Genomic DNA, 17,442 nt, shown 5'->3' on the forward strand with positions numbered 1-17,442 from the left:
GTCCGCGGGCGCAAGGTTTGTGACGAGAAGCATGGGTGAGACTCCAATGGCGGATCAGGACAAGATCCTCGACTACCTCAAGCGGGTAACTGCCGATCTGCACCAGACGCGGCAGCGTCTTCGCGAGGTCGAGTCGCAGGAGCCTGAGCCGATCGCGATCGTCGGCATGAGCTGCCGCTTCCCCGGAGGCGTCACGTCTCCGGAGGAGCTGTGGCAGCTCGTGGCCGGTGGCGGCGACGCCATCACGGACTTCCCCACGGACCGCGGCTGGGACGTGTCGGCGCTCTTCGACGCCGACCCCGACCAGCAGGGCACCAGCTACACCGACAAGGGCGGATTCCTGGAGGGCGCCGGCGAGTTCGACGCCGGATTCTTCGGGATCAGCCCGCGGGAAACCCTCGGCATGGACCCGCAGCAGCGGCTGCTGCTGGAAACCTCCTGGGAGGCGTTCGAGCGGGCCGGGATCGACCCGGCCACGCTGCGCGGCAGCAAGGCCGGTGTCTTCATCGGCACCAACGGCCAGGACTACCCGGAGCTGATGCACCGGCTGCCGCAGGGCGTCGAGCAGTATCTGCTGACCGGCAACGCGGCGAGCGTCATCTCCGGCCGCATCTCCTACACCTTCGGCCTGGAGGGCCCGGCGCTCACCGTCGACACCGCGTGCTCGGCGTCGCTGGTGGCGCTGCACCTGGCCGTGCAGGCGCTGCGCAACGGCGAATGCTCGCTGGCGCTGACCGGTGGTGTCACGGTCATGAACAGCCCGCGCGCGTTCATCAACTTCAGCCGCCAGCGGGGCCTCGCCCCCGACGGCCGCTGCAAGGCGTTCGCGGACGGCGCGGACGGCACCGGCTGGGGCGAGGGCGTCGGCATGCTGCTCGTCGAGCGGCTGTCGGACGCCCGCAAGAACGGCCACCAGGTGCTCGCCATCGTCCGCGGCTCCGCCATCAACCAGGACGGTGCGAGCAACGGCCTGACGGCGCCCAACGGCCCGTCCCAGCAGCGCGTCATCCGGCAGGCGCTCACCGACGGCCGCCTCACCCCGGCCCAGGTCGACGCCGTCGAGGCGCACGGCACCGGTACGTCGCTGGGCGACCCGATCGAGGCGCAGGCGCTGCTCGCCACGTACGGGCAGCACCGGGCCGAGGGCCGCCCGCTGTGGCTCGGCTCCGTCAAGTCCAACTTCGGGCACACCCAGGCCGCGGCCGGTGTTGCCGGAATCATCAAGATGGTCAAGGCCATCGAGCACGGGGTGCTGCCCAAGACGCTGCACGTCGACGCGCCCTCCGGGGACGTCGACTGGTCGGCGGGCGCGGTGTCCCTGCTCACCGAGAACACACCGTGGCCGGAGACCGGACAGCCGCGCCGCGCGGGCATCTCCTCGTTCGGCGTCAGCGGTACGAACGCCCACACCGTCATCGAGCAGGCGCCCGCCGAGGACCGCCAGGCGGAGACGGCCACCGACGGCTCGTCACAGGGGGAGTGGTCCGGGCTCGGCGGGCAGCTGCCGCTGCTGGTGTCCGGGCAGAGCGCGCAGGCGCTGCGCGCCCAGGCCGCACGGCTCGCCGCCCATGTACGGGACGCCCCGGGCCTCGGCCTGGTCGACCTCGCCCACTCCCTGGCCACCACCCGCGCCGCACTGGACCACCGGGCCGTGGTCATCGCGGGCGATGGCGGCCGGAACGATCTGCTGCGCGGGCTGGCCGCGCTCGCCGAGGACGGCACCGCGGGCGGGGTCGTTCGGGGCGAGGTCGGCGAGGGCAAGGTCGCGTTCCTGTTCACCGGACAGGGCAGCCAGCGCACCGGCATGGGCCGTGACCTGTACGCGGCCGTCCCGGCCTTCGCGAAGGCGCTGGACGAGGTGTGCGCCGAACTCGACGGCCACCTCGAACTGCCGCTGCGCGACGTCATGTTCGGCGACGACGGCGACGTGCTCAACCGCACCGGCTACACCCAGCCCGCCCTGTTCGCCCTCGAAGTGGCGCTGTTCCGGCTGCTGGAAACGTGGGGCGTGAAGCCCGACTTCCTCGTCGGCCACTCCATCGGCGAACTGGCCGCCGCCCACGTGGCGGGCGTGCTGTCGCTCGCCGACGCCTGCCGCCTGGTCGCCGCGCGCGGCCGACTGATGCAGGAACTCCCGGGCGGCGGCGCGATGATCGCCGTCCAGGCGTCCGAGGACGAGGTGGCGCCGCTCCTCACCGAGCGTGTCTCGATCGCCGCCTTGAACGGCCCGACCTCGGTGGTCATCGCGGGCGACGAGGACGCCGCTCGGGAGATCGCCGCGGCCTTCGAGGCCCAGGGGCGCAAGACCAAGCGGCTCACCGTCAGCCACGCCTTCCACTCGCCGCACATGGACGGCATGCTGGAGGCGTTCCGCGAGGTCGCGCAGGGCGTCACCTACGCGCCGCCGGTCATCCCCGTCATCTCCAACCTCACCGGCGCGTCCGTCTCCGCCGACGAGATCTGCTCGCCCGACCACTGGGTCCGCCACGTCCGCGAGGCCGTCCGCTTCACCGACGGCATCCGCAGGCTGGAGGAGTACGGCGTCGGCACCTTCGTGGAGCTGGGCCCCGACGGTGTGCTCACCGCCATGGCGCAGGACTGCGTCACCGCCGACGGCGCCGCCTTCGTCCCCGTCCTGCGCGGCGACCGCCCCGAGGCCACCGCCCTGACCGACGCGCTCGCCCGCGCCCATGTGCACGGCGTGGCCGTCGACTGGGCCGCCGTCTTCGCGGGCTCCGGCGCCCGCCGCGTCGAACTGCCCACCTACGCCTTCCAGCGCGAGCTGTACTGGCCCGAGCCCCCCGGTCCCTGGACCGGCGACGTCACCGCCGCCGGGCTCGGCTCCGCCGACCACCCGCTGCTCGGTGCCGCCGTCTCGCTCGCCGATGCGGCCGGATTCCTGTTCACCGGCAGGCTTTCCCTCCAGACCCACCCGTGGCTCGCCGACCACGCCGTCATGGACACCGTGCTGCTGCCCGGCACCGCCTTCGTGGAGCTGGCCATCCGCGCCGGTGACCACGTCGGCGCCGACGTGCTGGAGGAGCTGACCCTCGAAGCGCCGCTCGTCCTGCCCCCGCAGGGCGGGGTGCAGGTGCAGGTGTCCGTGGGCGCGCCGGACGACACCGGCCGCCGCTCGCTGACCCTGCACTCGCGGCTCGAAGAGGCCGCCGACGGCACCTGGGGCGAGGGCGAGTGGACCCGCCACGCCACCGGTGTGCTCGCCACCGGCGCCACGACCCCCGAGGAGACCCTCACCACCTGGCCGCCGGCCGACGCCACCGAGGTCCCCGTCGACGGCCTGTACGAGTGGCTCACCGAGAGCGGCTTCGCCTACGGCCCGGTGTTCCAGGGCCTCAAGGCCGCCTGGCAGCACGGCGACCACGTGTACGCCGAGGTACGCCTGCCCGACAGCGCCCGCGCCGAGGCCGACCTGTTCGGGCTGCACCCGGCGCTGCTGGACGCCGCCCTGCACGCCGTCGGCATCGGCTCCCTGCTGGAGGACACCGAACACGGCCGCCTCCCGTTCTCCTGGAGCGGCGTCCGGCTGCACGCCGTCGGCGCCTCCGCGCTGCGCGTCCGGCTCTCGCCCGCGGGCCAGGACACCGTGGCCGTCCTGGTGACCGACGAGAGCGGCGCGCCCGTCGCCTCGGTCGACGCCCTGCTGCTGCGCCCGGTCTCGCCCGAGCAGGTGACTTCCGCGCGCGGCGCCTTCTACGACGCGCTGTTCCGCGTCGAGTGGACCCCCGCCCCGGTGCCCTCCGCCACCACCGTCGTGGCCGGGCAGTGGGCGCTGCTGGGTGACGACACCCCGGCCCTGGCCGCCGCGCTGCCCACCGCCGCCGGATACGCCGACCTGGCCGCGCTGGGCGAGGCCGTGACCGGCGGCGCCCCGGTGCCGCAGGCCGTCGTCGCGCCGTTCTTCCCGGCCGAGGCGGACCTTCCTGTCCAGGACGGCGTACGCGACGCCCTGCACCGCGCGCTGGACCTGGCCCAACGCTGGCTCGCCGACGACCGCTTCGAGGGCTCCCGGCTGGTCATCGCCACCCGCGGCGCCGTCGCCACCGCCGCGGACGCCGACACCGAGGACCTGGCGCACGCCCCGCTGTGGGGCCTGCTGCGCTCCGCGCAGTCCGAGAACCCGGACCGCTTCACCCTCGTCGACATCGACGGCAGCGACGCCTCGTACCGCGCGCTCGCCCCCGCCCTCGCCACCGGCGAAGCGCAGCTCGCGGTCCGCGCCGGGTCCGTCGTCGTACCGCGCCTCGCGAAGGTCGCCTCCGACGCCGCGCACACCGTGCCCGCCCTCGACCCCGAGGGCACCGCCCTGGTCACCGGCGCCACCGGCACCCTGGGCGGCCTGGTCGCCCGCCACCTGGTCGCCGAGCACGGGGTACGCCACCTGCTGCTGCTCAGCAGGCGCGGCGCCGACGCGCACGGCGCCGCCGACCTCGTCGCCGAACTGCGCGCGTCCGGCGCCGACGTCACCCTCGCCGCCTGCGACGTGGCCGACCGCGCCGCGCTGGCCGAGGTGCTGGCCGCCATCCCGGCCGCCCACCCGCTGACCGCCGTGGTGCACACGGCCGGTGTGCTGGACGACGGTGTCATCGGCTCGCTCACCGCCGAGCGCGTCGACCGTGTCCTGCCGCCCAAGGTGGACGCGGCACTGAACCTGCACGAGCTGACCCGCGACCTGGACCTGTCCGCGTTCGTCCTGTTCTCCGCCGCCGCCGGAACGCTCGGCGGCCCCGGCCAGGCCAACTACGCGGCAGCCAACGCCTTCCTCGACGCCCTCGCCCAGCACCGCCGCGCCCGTGGGCTCCCCGCGACCGCCCTCGCCTGGGGCCTGTGGGCCGAACGCAGCGGCATGACCGGCGACCTGGACGACACCGACATCCAGCGCATCACCCGCGCCGGAGTCGCCGCCCTCTCCTCCGACGAGGGCCTCGCCCTGCTGGACACCGCGCTCGCCGTCGGCGACCCCGCGCTCGTCCCCATGCACCTGGACCTGGCGCCGCTGCGCCACGCCGATGCCACCATGGTCCCCGCGCTGCTGCGCGGCCTGGTGCGCGGCGGAACGGCCCGCCGCACCGCCGAGTCGGGCGCCGCCGCCCCCGGCGGGCTCGCCGAACGGCTCCTCGGGCTGTCCGTCCCCGAACGCGACCGGCTGCTGCTGGAGGTCGTCTGCGGCCAGGTCGCCGCCGTCCTCGGCTACGCGGGCCCGGAGGCGGTCGGCTCGGGCCGCGCCTTCAAGGAGCTGGGCTTCGACTCGCTCACCGCCGTCGAGCTGCGCAACCGCCTCGGCGCCGTCACCGGCGTACGGCTCCCCGCCACCCTCGTCTTCGACTACCCCACGCCCACCGCGCTCGCCGGTTTCCTGCGCACCGAAATCCTCGGCGACCAAGCCGACGAGGGCGCCGCGGCCCCCGCGGCGGCCACCGCCGTCGCCGACGACGAGCCGATCGCCATCGTCGGCATGAGCTGCCGCTACCCGGGCGGCGTCAGCAGCCCCGAGGAGCTGTGGCAGCTCGTCATGGGCGCCACCGACGCCATCTCCGGCTTCCCCACCGACCGCGGCTGGCAGCTGGACGGCATCCTGGGCGACGACCAGGGGCAGGCGGGCACCAGCGCCACCATCGAGGGCGGATTCCTCTACGACGCGGGCGATTTCGACCCCGACTTCTTCGGCATCAACCCGCGCGAAGCCCTCGCCATGGACCCCCACCAGCGGTTGCTGCTGGAGTCCTCCTGGGAGGCGTTCGAGCGCGCGGGCATCGACCCGGCGGCCGTGCGCGGCAGCAAGACCGGCGTCTTCACCGGCGTCATGTACCACGACTACCTCTCCCGGCTGACCGCGCTCCCCGAGGGCCTCGAGGGCTACCTCGGCACCGGTACGGCGGGCAGTGTCGCCTCGGGCCGCGTCGCGTACACCTTCGGACTCGAAGGCCCGGCCGTCACCATCGACACGGCCTGCTCGTCGTCGCTGGTGGCGCTGCACCTCGCGGCCCAGGCGCTGCGCAGCGGCGAGTGCACCATGGCGCTCGCGGGCGGTGTCACCGTCATGTCCACCCCGGACACCTTCATCGACTTCAGCCGCCAGGGCGGCCTGTCCGCCAGCGGCCGCTGCAAGTCCTTCGCCTCCGGCGCGGACGGCACGGGCTGGGCCGAGGGCGTCGGCATGCTGCTGGTGGAGCGGCTGTCGGACGCCCGTAAGAACGGCCACCAGGTGCTGGCCGTGGTGCGCGGCACGGCGGTCAACCAGGACGGTGCGTCCAACGGGCTGACGGCGCCGAACGGCCCGTCGCAGCAGCGCGTCATCCGCGCGGCCCTGGCCGGTGCGGGCCTCTCCGCGTCCGAGGTGGACGCGGTGGAGGCGCACGGTACGGGGACCACGCTGGGCGACCCGATCGAGGCGCAGGCGCTGCTGGCCACATACGGCAAGGAGAAGACCGCCGAACAGCCGCTGTACCTCGGCTCCATCAAGTCGAACATCGGCCACACGCAGGCGGCCGCCGGTGTCGCGGGCATCATCAAGATGGTGCAGGCGATGCGGCACGGCATCCTTCCGCAGTCCCTGCACATCGACGAGCCGTCGCCGCACGTGGACTGGGAGGCGGGCGCGGTGTCGCTGCTCGCGGAGGCGAGGGAGTGGCCGGAGACGGACCGTCCGCGCCGCGCGGGCATCTCGTCCTTCGGCGTCAGCGGCACCAACGCCCACGCCATCATCGAGCAGGCCCCCGAGCCGGAGCCCCGGCCCACGTCGGATGCCGCTCCCCGCGCGGCCGGGGTGCTGCCCTGGACGCTGTCCGGTAAGTCCGCCGACGCGCTGCGTGCGCAGGCCGTACGGCTGCTCGCCCACCTGGAGGAGCGGCCCGAGCTGCCGCTGACCGACCTCGGCTACTCGCTCGCCACGACGCGTGCCGCGCTGGACCACCGTGCGGTGGTCGTCGGCGAGGACCGCGCCGCGCTGGTCGCGGGCCTGGAGGCGCTGGCGCGCGGCGATTCCGCCGCGGGGCTGGTCGAGGGCTCGGTGGCGGACGGCAAGGTGGCGTTCCTGTTCACGGGTCAGGGCAGCCAGCGGCTCGACATGGGCCGTGAGCTGTACGACGCGTACCCGGTGTTCGCCGAAGCGCTGGATGCGGTGTGCGACGCACTGGACCCGCACCTCGAAACGCCCCTGAAGACGGTCCTGTTCGGGGACGACGCTGCGGTGCTGGACCAGACCGGTTACACCCAGCCCGCGCTGTTCGCGGTCGAGGTGGCGCTGTTCCGCCTGGTCGAGGCGTGGGGGCTGCGTGCGGACTTCCTCTCCGGCCACTCCATCGGCGAGCTGGCCGCTGCCCATGTGGCGGGTGTGCTCTCGCTGGAGGATGCGGCGAAGTTGGTCGCCGCGCGTGGGCGTCTGATGCAGGAACTGCCCGCCGGTGGCGCGATGATCGCGGTGCAGGCGTCCGAGGACGAGGTGGCGCCGCTGCTCACCGAGCGCGTGAGCATCGCCGCCCTCAACGGCCCGATGTCCGTGGTCATCGCGGGTGACGAGGACACCGCGCTGGAGATCGCCGCGACCTTCGAGGCGCAGGGCCGCAAGACCAAGCGCCTCACCGTCAGCCATGCCTTCCACTCGCCCCGCATGGACGGGATGCTGGACGCGTTCCGTGAGGTGGCGCAGGGGCTTTCGTACGAGGCTCCGAGCATCCCGATCGTCTCCAACCTCACCGGTCAGCTGGTCTCCGCCGAGGAGATCACCAGCCCCGACTTCTGGGTGCGCCACGTCCGCGAGGCCGTCCGCTTCCTCGACGGCATCCGTACCCTGGAGGCCCAGGGCGTCACGACCTACCTCGAACTGGGCCCCGACGGTGTGCTGTCCGCCATGGGCCTGGACTGCCTGACCGACAGCGATGCCGCCTTCGCGCCCGTCCTCCGCAAGGACCGCTCCGAGGCCGACACCGCCACCGCCGCCCTCGCCCGGCTGCACGTCCGTGGCGTGACGCCGGACTGGGCGGCGTACTTCGCGGGGACCGGTGCGTCCCGCGTCGACCTGCCCACGTACGCCTTCCAGCACCGCCGCTTCTGGCTGACGTCCCCGGCGGGCTTCGTGGGCGACGTGGAGTCGGCGGGTCTGGGCCGGGCGGACCATCCGCTGCTGGGTGCGGCGGTGCCGCTGGCCGACTCCGACGGCTTCCTGCTCACGGGCAGGCTCTCCCTCGAAAGCCACCCGTGGCTCGCCGACCACGCCGTGATGGGCACGGTCCTGCTGCCCGGCACCGCGTTCGTGGAGCTGGCGATCCGCGCCGGTGACCAGGTGGGCTGCGACCGGCTGGACGAGCTGACCATCGAGGCGCCGCTGGTCCTGCCCGAGCGCGGAGCGGTGCAGCTCCAGATCATGGTCGGTGCCCCGCAGGCGGCCGGGCACCGCACGCTGGAGCTGTACTCGCGGGCCCAGGACGCGCCCGCCGAGGTGCCGTGGATCCGGCACGCCAGCGGTGTGCTGGTGGCGGGCGCCCCGCAGCCCTCGTTCGATCTGACGGCGTGGCCGCCGCCGGGCGCCGAGCCCGCCGATGTCGAGGGGCTCTACGACCACTTGGCGCAGGGCGGGTTCGCGTACGGCCCGGTGTTCCAGGGCCTCGAGGCGGCCTGGCTGCGCGGTGACGAGGTGTTCGCCGAGGTCCGGCTGCCCGAGGGCGCCGAGGCCGAGGCCAAGGCGTTCGGGCTGCACCCGGCGCTGCTGGACGCCGCGCTGCACAGCACGTTCGCCCGTCCCGACGGCGATGAGCAGGGCAGGCTGCCGTTCTCCTGGGGCGGGGTGTCGCTGCACGCGGTGGGCGCCGGTGCGCTCCGGGTGCGGCTGACCCCGGCCGGGGCGGACGCGGTGGCGCTGGAGCTGGCCGACGGGACCGGTGCCCCGGTGGCCTCGGTGGAGCAGTTGGCGCTGCGCCCGGTCGCGGCCGGGCAGCTCGCGGGCGCCCGCCCCGCCGCGTACCACGAGTCGCTGTACCGGCTGGACTGGGCCACCGTGCCCGTGGCCACGGAAGGCGCCGCGGAAGGCACCGCGCGGTGGGCGGTCCTCGGCGGTGGCGCGCCCGCCGCGCTGACGTCCGGTGCGGCGGTCCACGCCGATCTGGCCGCGCTGGGCGAGGCCGGGACGGCGCCCGAGTACGTTCTGGCGTACCTCGACCCGCGTGGCGCCGACGGCGATGTGACGGGCGCGGTGCACACCGCCACCCAGGAGACGCTGGCCCTCGTACGGGAGTGGCTGGCCGACGAGCGGTTCGCGGCCTCGCAGCTGGTCCTGGTGACCCGCGGCGCGGTGGCCACCGCCGGTGACGCGGGCACCCACGACCTGGCGCACACCCCGGTGTGGGGTCTGGTGCGCTCCGCGCAGTCGGAGAACCCCGACCGGCTGGTGCTGGTCGACCTCGACGGCACCGACGCCTCGTACGAGGCGCTGGGCGCCGCGCTGGCCTCCGGCGAGCCGCAGTTCGTGCTGCGCCGCGGCGCCGTCCACGCGCCCCGGCTGGCGCGCATCGCCGCCGACGGGCCCATGGTGCCGCCCGCCGGTGAGCAGGCGTGGCGGCTGGACATCCAGGACAAGGGCACGCTGGAGAACCTGACGCTGCTGCCGACCCCGGAGGCCGCCGCGCCGCTGGAGGCCGGGCAGGTGCGGGTCGCGGTCCGGGCCGCCGGTGTGAACTTCCGCGACGTGCTGAACGCGCTGGGCATGTACCCCGGCGACGCGGGCCTGATGGGCAGTGAGGGCGCCGGTGTCGTCCTCGAAACCGGCCCCGGTGTCACCGATCTGGCGCCCGGCGACCGGGTGATGGGCATGCTGCCCGGCGGGTTCGGGCCGCTGGTGGTCGTGGACCGCCGCATGGTCGTGCCGATGCCCCAGGGCTGGTCGTACGCGCAGGCCGCGTCCGTGCCGATCGTCTTCATGACGGCGTACTACGCGCTGCGCGACCTGGCGGACCTGCGCGGCGGCGAAGCGCTGCTCGTCCACGCCGCCGCCGGTGGCGTCGGCATGGCGGCCGTGCAACTGGCCCGCCACTGGGGCGTGGACGTCTACGCCACCGCCAGCCCGGGCAAGTGGGACACGCTGCGCGGCCTCGGGCTCGCCGACGACCACATCGCGTCCTCCCGCGACCTGGCCTTCGAGGACACGTTCCGCGAGGTCAGCGGCGGACGTGGCGTGGATGTCGTCCTGGACTCGCTGGCCCGTGAGTTCGTGGACGCGTCGCTGCGGCTGCTGCCGCGCGGCGGCCGGTTCGTGGAGATGGGCAAGACGGACGTCCGGGTGCCCGAGGAGGTCGCGGACGCCTACCCGGGCGTCTCCTACCAGGCGTTCGACCTGACCGAGGCGGGTCTCGACCGCATCCAGGAGATGCTGGGCGAACTGCTGGAGCTGTTCGAGCAGGGCGCGCTGCATGCGCTGCCGATCACCGCATGGGACCTGCGGCAGGCCCCGGACGCGTTCCGCTACCTCAGCCAGGCCCGCCACATCGGCAAGGTCGTCCTCACCGTGCCCGCCGCGTGGAACCCGGACGGCACGGTGCTGATCACCGGCGGCACCGGCACTCTGGGCGGCCTGGTCGCCCGGCACGCGGTGACCGAGCGCGGCGCCCGGCACCTGCTGCTGACCAGCCGGCGCGGGGAGCAGGCCGCGGGTGCGGCCGAACTCGCCGCCGAGCTGCGCGCGTTGGGAGCCGAGGTCACCATCGCCGCGTGCGACGCGGCCGACCGGGACCAGCTCGCCGCCGTCCTGGCCGCCGTCCCCGCCGAGCATCCGCTGACCGCCGTGGTGCACACGGCCGGTGTGCTGGACGACGGGGTGATCGGCTCGCTGACTCCCGAGCGGCTGGAGAAGGTGCTGCGGCCCAAGGTGGACGCGGCGCTGAACCTGCACGAGCTGACCCGGGACCTGGACCTGTCCGCGTTCGTGCTGTTCTCCTCGGCGGCCGGTACGTTCGGCGGCCCCGGCCAGGCCAACTACGCGGCGGCCAACTCCTTCCTGGACGCCCTCGCCCGCCACCGCCAGGCCCAGGGCCTGCCCGCCACCTCGCTCGCGTGGGGTCTGTGGGCCGAGGCCAGCGGCATGACCGGCGAGCTGGAGGCCACCGACAAGTCCCGCATGAGCCGCTCGGGCGTGCTGGGCCTGTCCTCGGACGAGGGCCTGGCGCTGTTCGACGCCGCCCAGGAGGTCGGCGACGCGTTCCTGGTGCCCATGCAGCTCGACCTGGCGCCGCTCACGGGCGCGCCCGTGTCGATGGTGCCGCCGCTGCTGCGCGGCCTGGTGCGCGGCGGTACGACCCGCCGCACCGCCGAGTCGGGCGCCGCGGGCGACGGCTCGTCGCTGGTGGAGCGGCTGGTCCGGCTGGACGCGGCCGAGCGCGATCAGATGCTGCTCGACCTGGTGCGCAGCCAGGTGGCCGTGGTGCTCGGCCATGACTCGCCGGACGCGGTCGAGGCGTCCCGGGCCTTCCGGGACCTCGGCTTCGACTCGCTGACCGGGGTCGAGTTCCGCAACCGCCTCGGCGCCGCCGCCGGGCTGCGGCTGCCCGCCACGCTCGTCTTCGACTACCCGACGCCGACCGCGCTCGCCGCGTACCTGCGCGACGAACTCCTCGGCTCCGAGGCGGCAGCGGCCGTCCCGGCGCAGGCCCAGGCGCGGGCGTCGGCAAAGGACGCCGACGAGGACGACCCGATCGCCATCGTCGCCATGAGCTGCCGCTTCCCCGGCGACGTCCGCACCCCCGAGGACCTGTGGGAGCTGCTGGCCGAGGGCCGCGACGGCATCTCCCGGCTGCCGGACGACCGGGGCTGGGACATCGAGGCGTTCTACGACCCGGACCCGGACCGGCCCGGCACCTCGTACGCCCGCGAGGGCGGGTTCACGTACGACGCCGCCGACTTCGACCCGGAGTTCTTCGGCATCAACCCGCGCGAGGCCATGGCGATGGACCCGCAGCAGCGGCTGCTGCTGGAGACGTCGTGGGAGTCGTTCGAGCGGGCGGGCATCGACCCGGGCACGCTGCGCGGCAAGGAGGTCGGCGTCTTCGTCGGCCAGATGCACAACGACTACGTGTCGCGGCTGAGCACCGTCCCCGAGGGCGTCGAGGGCTATCTCGGCACCGGCGGCTCCAGCAGCATCGCCTCCGGCCGGGTGTCGTACACCTTCGGCTTCGAGGGCCCGGCCGTCACCGTCGACACGGCGTGCTCGTCGTCGCTGGTGGCCCTGCACCTCGCGGCGCAGGCGCTGCGCAACGGCGAGTGCACGCTGGCGCTGGCGGGTGGTGTCACCATCATCACCACGCCCGCGGTGTTCACCGAGTTCAGCCGTCAGCGCGGCCTGGCCACCGACGGCCGCTGCAAGCCGTTCGCGGCGGCGGCCGACGGCACGGCCTGGGGCGAGGGCGTCGGCATGGTGCTCGTGGAGCGGCTGTCGGATGCCCGTAAGAACGGCCACCAGGTGCTGGCCGTGGTGCGGGGTACCGCGGTCAACCAGGACGGTGCGTCCAATGGTCTGACGGCGCCCAACGGCCCGTCCCAGCAGCGCGTCATCCGCCAGGCCCTGGCGAACGCCGGTCTGTCCGCCGCCGAGGTGGACGCGGTGGAGGCGCACGGTACGGGGACCACGCTGGGCGACCCGATCGAGGCGCAGGCGTTGCTGGCCACGTACGGCCGGGAGCGACCGGAGGGGCAGCCGCTGTGGCTGGGCTCCATCAAGTCCAACTTCGGCCACACGCAGGCGGCCGCGGGTGTCGCGGGCATCATCAAGATGGTGCTGGCGATGCGGCACGGTGTGCTTCCGCAGTCCCTGCACATCGACGAGCCGTCGCCGCACGTGGACTGGGAGGCGGGCGCGGTGTCGCTGCTCGCGGAGGCGAGGGAGTGGCCGGAGACGGGCCGCCCCCGGCGCGCGGGTATCTCCTCCTTCGGCATGAGCGGCACCAACGCCCACGCCATCATCGAGCAGGCCCCGGAGCCGGACCCGCGTCCGTCGGGCGAGCCCGGGTTCGAGGACGGCACAACGGCGCTGCCGTGGGTGCTCTCCGCCAAGTCCCCGGAGGCGCTGCGCGCCCAGGGTGCCCGGCTCCGTAGCCATGTGGCGGACCACCCCGACGTCGCCCTCGCCGACCTCGGCTACTCCCTGGCCACCGGCCGCGCCACCTTCGATCACCGGGCGGCGCTCGTCGCCCGGGACCGGGATGCGCTCCTGGCCGGTCTGGACGCCCTTGCCGAGGGCCGCACCGCGCCCGGGCTCGTGGCGGACGCGGTGGCCGACGGAGGCAAGGTGGCGTTCCTGTTCACGGGTCAGGGCAGCCAGCGGCTCGGCATGGGCCGTGAGCTGTACGACGCGTACCCGGTGTTCGCGGAGGCGCTGGACGCCGTATGCGATGCGCTGGACCCGCACCTCGAACAGCCGTTGAAGACCGTCCTGTTCGGCGACGACGCCGCGGTGCTGGACCAGACGGGTTACACCCAGCCCGCGCTGTTCGCGGTCGAGGTGGCGCTGTTCCGCCTGGTCGAGGCGTGGGGCGTGAAGCCCGATGTCCTCTCCGGCCACTCCATCGGCGAACTGGCCGCCGCGCACGTGGCCGGTGTGCTCTCCCTCGCGGACGCGAGCCGTTTGGTGGCCGCGCGCGGCACGCTGATGCAGCGACTGCCCGCCGGTGGCGCGATGATCGCCGTCCAGGCGTCCGAGGACGAGGTGACACCGCACGTGAGCAAGCGGGTGAGCCTCGCGGCCGTCAACGGCCCGACCGCGGTCGTGGTCGCCGGTGACGAGGACGCAGCCGTCGAGATCGCTGCGGGCTTCGAGGCGCAGGGCCGCAAGACCAAGCGGCTCACCGTGAGCCACGCGTTCCACTCGCCGCACATGGACGGGATGCTGGACGCGTTCCGCCAGGTCGCGGAGGAGCTGACGTACGAGGCGCCGCGCATCCCGATCGTGTCCAACCTGACCGGTGATGTCGTCTCCGCCGACGACATCACGACCCCCGACTTCTGGGTACGCCACGTCCGCGAGGCGGTCCGCTTCCTCGACGGCGTACGCACCCTGGAGGCCCAGGGCGTCACCACGTACGTGGAGCTGGGCCCGGAAGGGGTGCTCACCGCCATGGCGCAGGACTGCGTCACGGACGGGCGCCACGCCTTCGCCGCCGCTCTGCGCGGCGGCCGCCCGGAGCCCGAGACACTGCTCACCGCCCTCGGCCGGGCCCATGTCCGGGGGGCCGCCGTGGACTTCGAGGCGCTGTACGCCCCGTACGGCGCGCACCGGGTGGAGCTGCCGACGTACGCGTTCCAGCGCCGCCGGTTCTGGCTGGACGCCGGGCCCTCCGGCGGCGACGCCACCGCGATCGGCCTGCACGCGGCGGGCCACCCGCTGCTCGGCGCCGCCGTGGAGCTGCCCGACGCGGACGGTTTCGCCTTCACCGGACGGCTGTCGCTCCAGGCCCAGCCGTGGCTGGCCGACCACGCCGTGATGGGTACGGTGCTGCTGCCCGGCACCGCCTTCGTGGAGCTGGCGCTGCGCGCCGGGGAACACGCGGGGTGCGACCGGCTGGACGAACTCACCCTGGAAGCACCGCTGATCGTGCCCGAGCGGGGCGCCGTCCAGCTCCGCCTCTCGCTCGCGGCCCCCGACGACACCGGCCGCCGCGCCCTGACGATGCACTCCCGCGCCGAGGACGCCCCGGCCGACGAGCCGTGGCTGCGCCACGCGACGGGCGCCCTTGCGGCCGACGCTGCGGAGGGTGCGTTCGACCTGGCCGCATGGCCCCCCGCCGACGCCGAGCAGATTGCCGTCGAGGGCCTGTACGAGGGCCTGGCCGATTCGGGCTTCGCGTACGGCCCGGTCTTCCAGGGCCTCGAGGCGGCCTGGCGGCGCGACGACGAGGTGTTCGCCGAGATCCGGCTGCCCGAGGGTACCGAGGCCGACGCCAAGACCTTCGGCCTGCACCCGGCGCTGCTGGACGCGGCGCTGCACGCCCTCGGTCTGGCGGCCGCCGAAGAGGGCGGCGGCCAGGGCCGACTGCCGTTCTCGTGGACGGGCGTGAGCCTGCACGCCGTCGGCGCCTCCGCGCTGCGGGTGCGGCTCGCGGGCGCCACGACAGGCACGGTGTCGCTCCAGCTCGCGGACGTAACGGGTGCCCCGGTGGCCTCCGTGGAGGGCCTGGCCCTGCGCACGGTGTCCCCGGACCAACTGAACGCCGCCCGCCCGAGCGCCACGTCCGACGCCCTGTTCAGCCTGGCCTGGGCCCCGCTCCCGACCCCGTCCGCCGAGGTGTCCCTTGACCGCTGGGCGGTAGTGGGCTCGGACGTCCCCGGTCTCGGAACGGCTGGCGGTGAGGTCGCGGCGTACGCGGATCTGAACGCGCTCGCCGAGGCCGTAGCTTCCGGAACGGCTCTGCCGGAGCACGTCGTGGTTTCCCTGACATCGGATGGCGCGGCACCCGAAGGGCCAGGTGCGGCACATCAAGTCCGCCCGGCGATTGAGGACACGCCCGAAGGGCGTCCGGGCCGTTCCACGGACGGCGCGGCCTTTGAACGCCCGGGTGCGGCATCTCCAGCCCGTCCGGCGTTTGAGGACCGGGGCCTTGGGGCGGAGCCCCACCACGCGGCGGAGCCGCATATCGATGCTGCGGGAAGGGGCGGGGTAGAGGAAAGCTCGCCCGCCACCACGGCGCATCAGGCCACCACCCAGGTGCTGGGGCTGCTGCAACAGTGGTTGGCCGACGACCGCTTCGCGGACTCCCGCCTGGTCGTCCTCACCTCCGGCGCCGTAAGCACCACCCCAGCCGACCCCGTCACCGACCTGGCAAACGCCGCCGTCCACGGCCTGGTCCGCTCCGCCCAGGCAGAAAACCCGGACCGCCTCCACCTGGTCGACGCCGACACCCAGGACACCTCGCTGAAGGCCCTGGCGACGGCCGTCGCAACCGGCGAGCCGCAGGTGGCCGTGCGCAACGGCGAGGTCCTGGCCCCGCGCCTGGCCCGCACCACAGCGGCACCGCAGGGTGAAGCCCCCGAGTGGAACCCGGAGGGCACGGTCCTGCTGACCGGCGCGTCCGGCACCCTGGGCGCCCTGTTCGCCCGCCACTTGGTGGCGGAGCGCGGCGTACGCCACCTCCTCCTGGTGAGCCGTCGCGGCGACCAGGCCCCCGGCGCGGCCGAGCTGACAACGGAGCTGACCGAGCTGGGCGCCACCGTCCACTGGTCGGCCTGCGACGTGGCAGACCGCGCCGCCCTGGCCGAAACCCTGGCAGCGATCCCGACCACGCACCCCCTGACGGCCGTCATCCACACGGCAGGCGTGCTGGACGACGGCGTGATCGGATCCCTCACCCCGGAGCGGCTGGCCAAGGTCCTGCGTCCGAAGGCGGACGCAGCCTGGAACCTCCACCACCTCACCCAGACCGCGGACCTGAAGGCATTCATCGTCTTTTCCTCCGCCGCCGGAGTCTTCGGCGGTGCCGGACAGGGCAACTACGCGGCGGCGAACGCCTTCCTGGACGCCCTGGCCCAGCACCGCGCAGCCAACGGTCTGCCCGCCACCTCCCTCGCCTGGGGCCTGTGGTCGGTGGCCGGAGGCATGGGCGGTGAGCTGGACGAGACGGAGATCGCCCGCATCCGCCGCGGCGGCATCGGCGTGCTCACGGCCGACACCGGCCTGGAGCTGTTCGACGCCGCGAACACCACGAGCGGCGACGCACTCCTCGTCCCGATGCCCCTCGACATGGCGGCCCTCCGCGCCCAGGCAGGCGTCGGCATGCTGCCGCCACTCTTCCGCGGCCTGGTGCGGGCGGCCCCCGCCCGCCGGGCAGCGGAGTCGGCGGCCACCGCAGGCGCCGGTGGGGCCGACGAGCTGCGGGCCCGCCTCGCCGGGCTGTCCGAGCCCGAGCGGGACGAGGTGGTGCTGGAGCTGGTGTGCACCCAGGTGGCGGCCGTACTCGGCTACCCGGGCCCGGAGACGGTCGACCCGGCCCGCTCGTTCAGCGAGGTCGGCTTCGACTCGCTCACCGCGGTGGAGCTGCGCAACCGTCTGAACGCGACCACCGGAGTCCGGCTCCCGGCGACGCTGGTCTTCGACTACCCCACACCGAACGCACTGGTCCAATACCTGCGGGGCGAGATCCTGCCGGACGACGCGACGGGGGTCACCTCGCTGCTCGCCGAACTCGACGGGCTCGAAAAGTCCCTGGCCGGGGCCGCCGAGGCCGCCCCGGACGACGAGGACCGGGGCAGGATCACCGCGCGGCTCCAGGCACTGCTCGCGCAATGGAATGACGACCGAGGACCGGAAGACGGCGCCGGTGTCGCCGACGAGATCGAGTCCGCCACGGACGACGACCTCTTCGACTTCATCGGCAAGGAATTCGGGATCTCCTGAAGTGACCGCGGCCGACGCGAAGTGACCCGACCTTCCGGATTCCTCGAGAGGGAACGCAC

General features: G+C 74.2%; 1 protein-coding gene. It reads left to right on the forward strand.

Features of this window, described 5'->3' with window-relative positions; all coding sequences use genetic code 11:
* Positions 1 to 46: 46 nt before the first annotated feature.
* Positions 47 to 17,383, forward strand: coding sequence for a type I polyketide synthase (locus EEJ42_RS01365; protein WP_123098209.1), 17,337 nt, complete (start codon positions 47 to 49; stop codon positions 17,381 to 17,383).
* Positions 17,384 to 17,442: the final 59 nt, after the last annotated feature.

It is taken from the genome of Streptomyces botrytidirepellens (genome assembly GCF_003721215.1).
In the GTDB taxonomy this organism is placed as follows: Bacteria; Actinomycetota; Actinomycetes; order Streptomycetales; family Streptomycetaceae; genus Streptomyces; species Streptomyces himastatinicus.

Bases quoted from the DNA above. Each gene is read 5' to 3' on its own strand.
- EEJ42_RS01365 (WP_123098209.1), top strand. From the start codon at position 47: ATGGCGGATCAGGACAAGATCCTCGACTACCTCAAGCGGGTAACTGCC.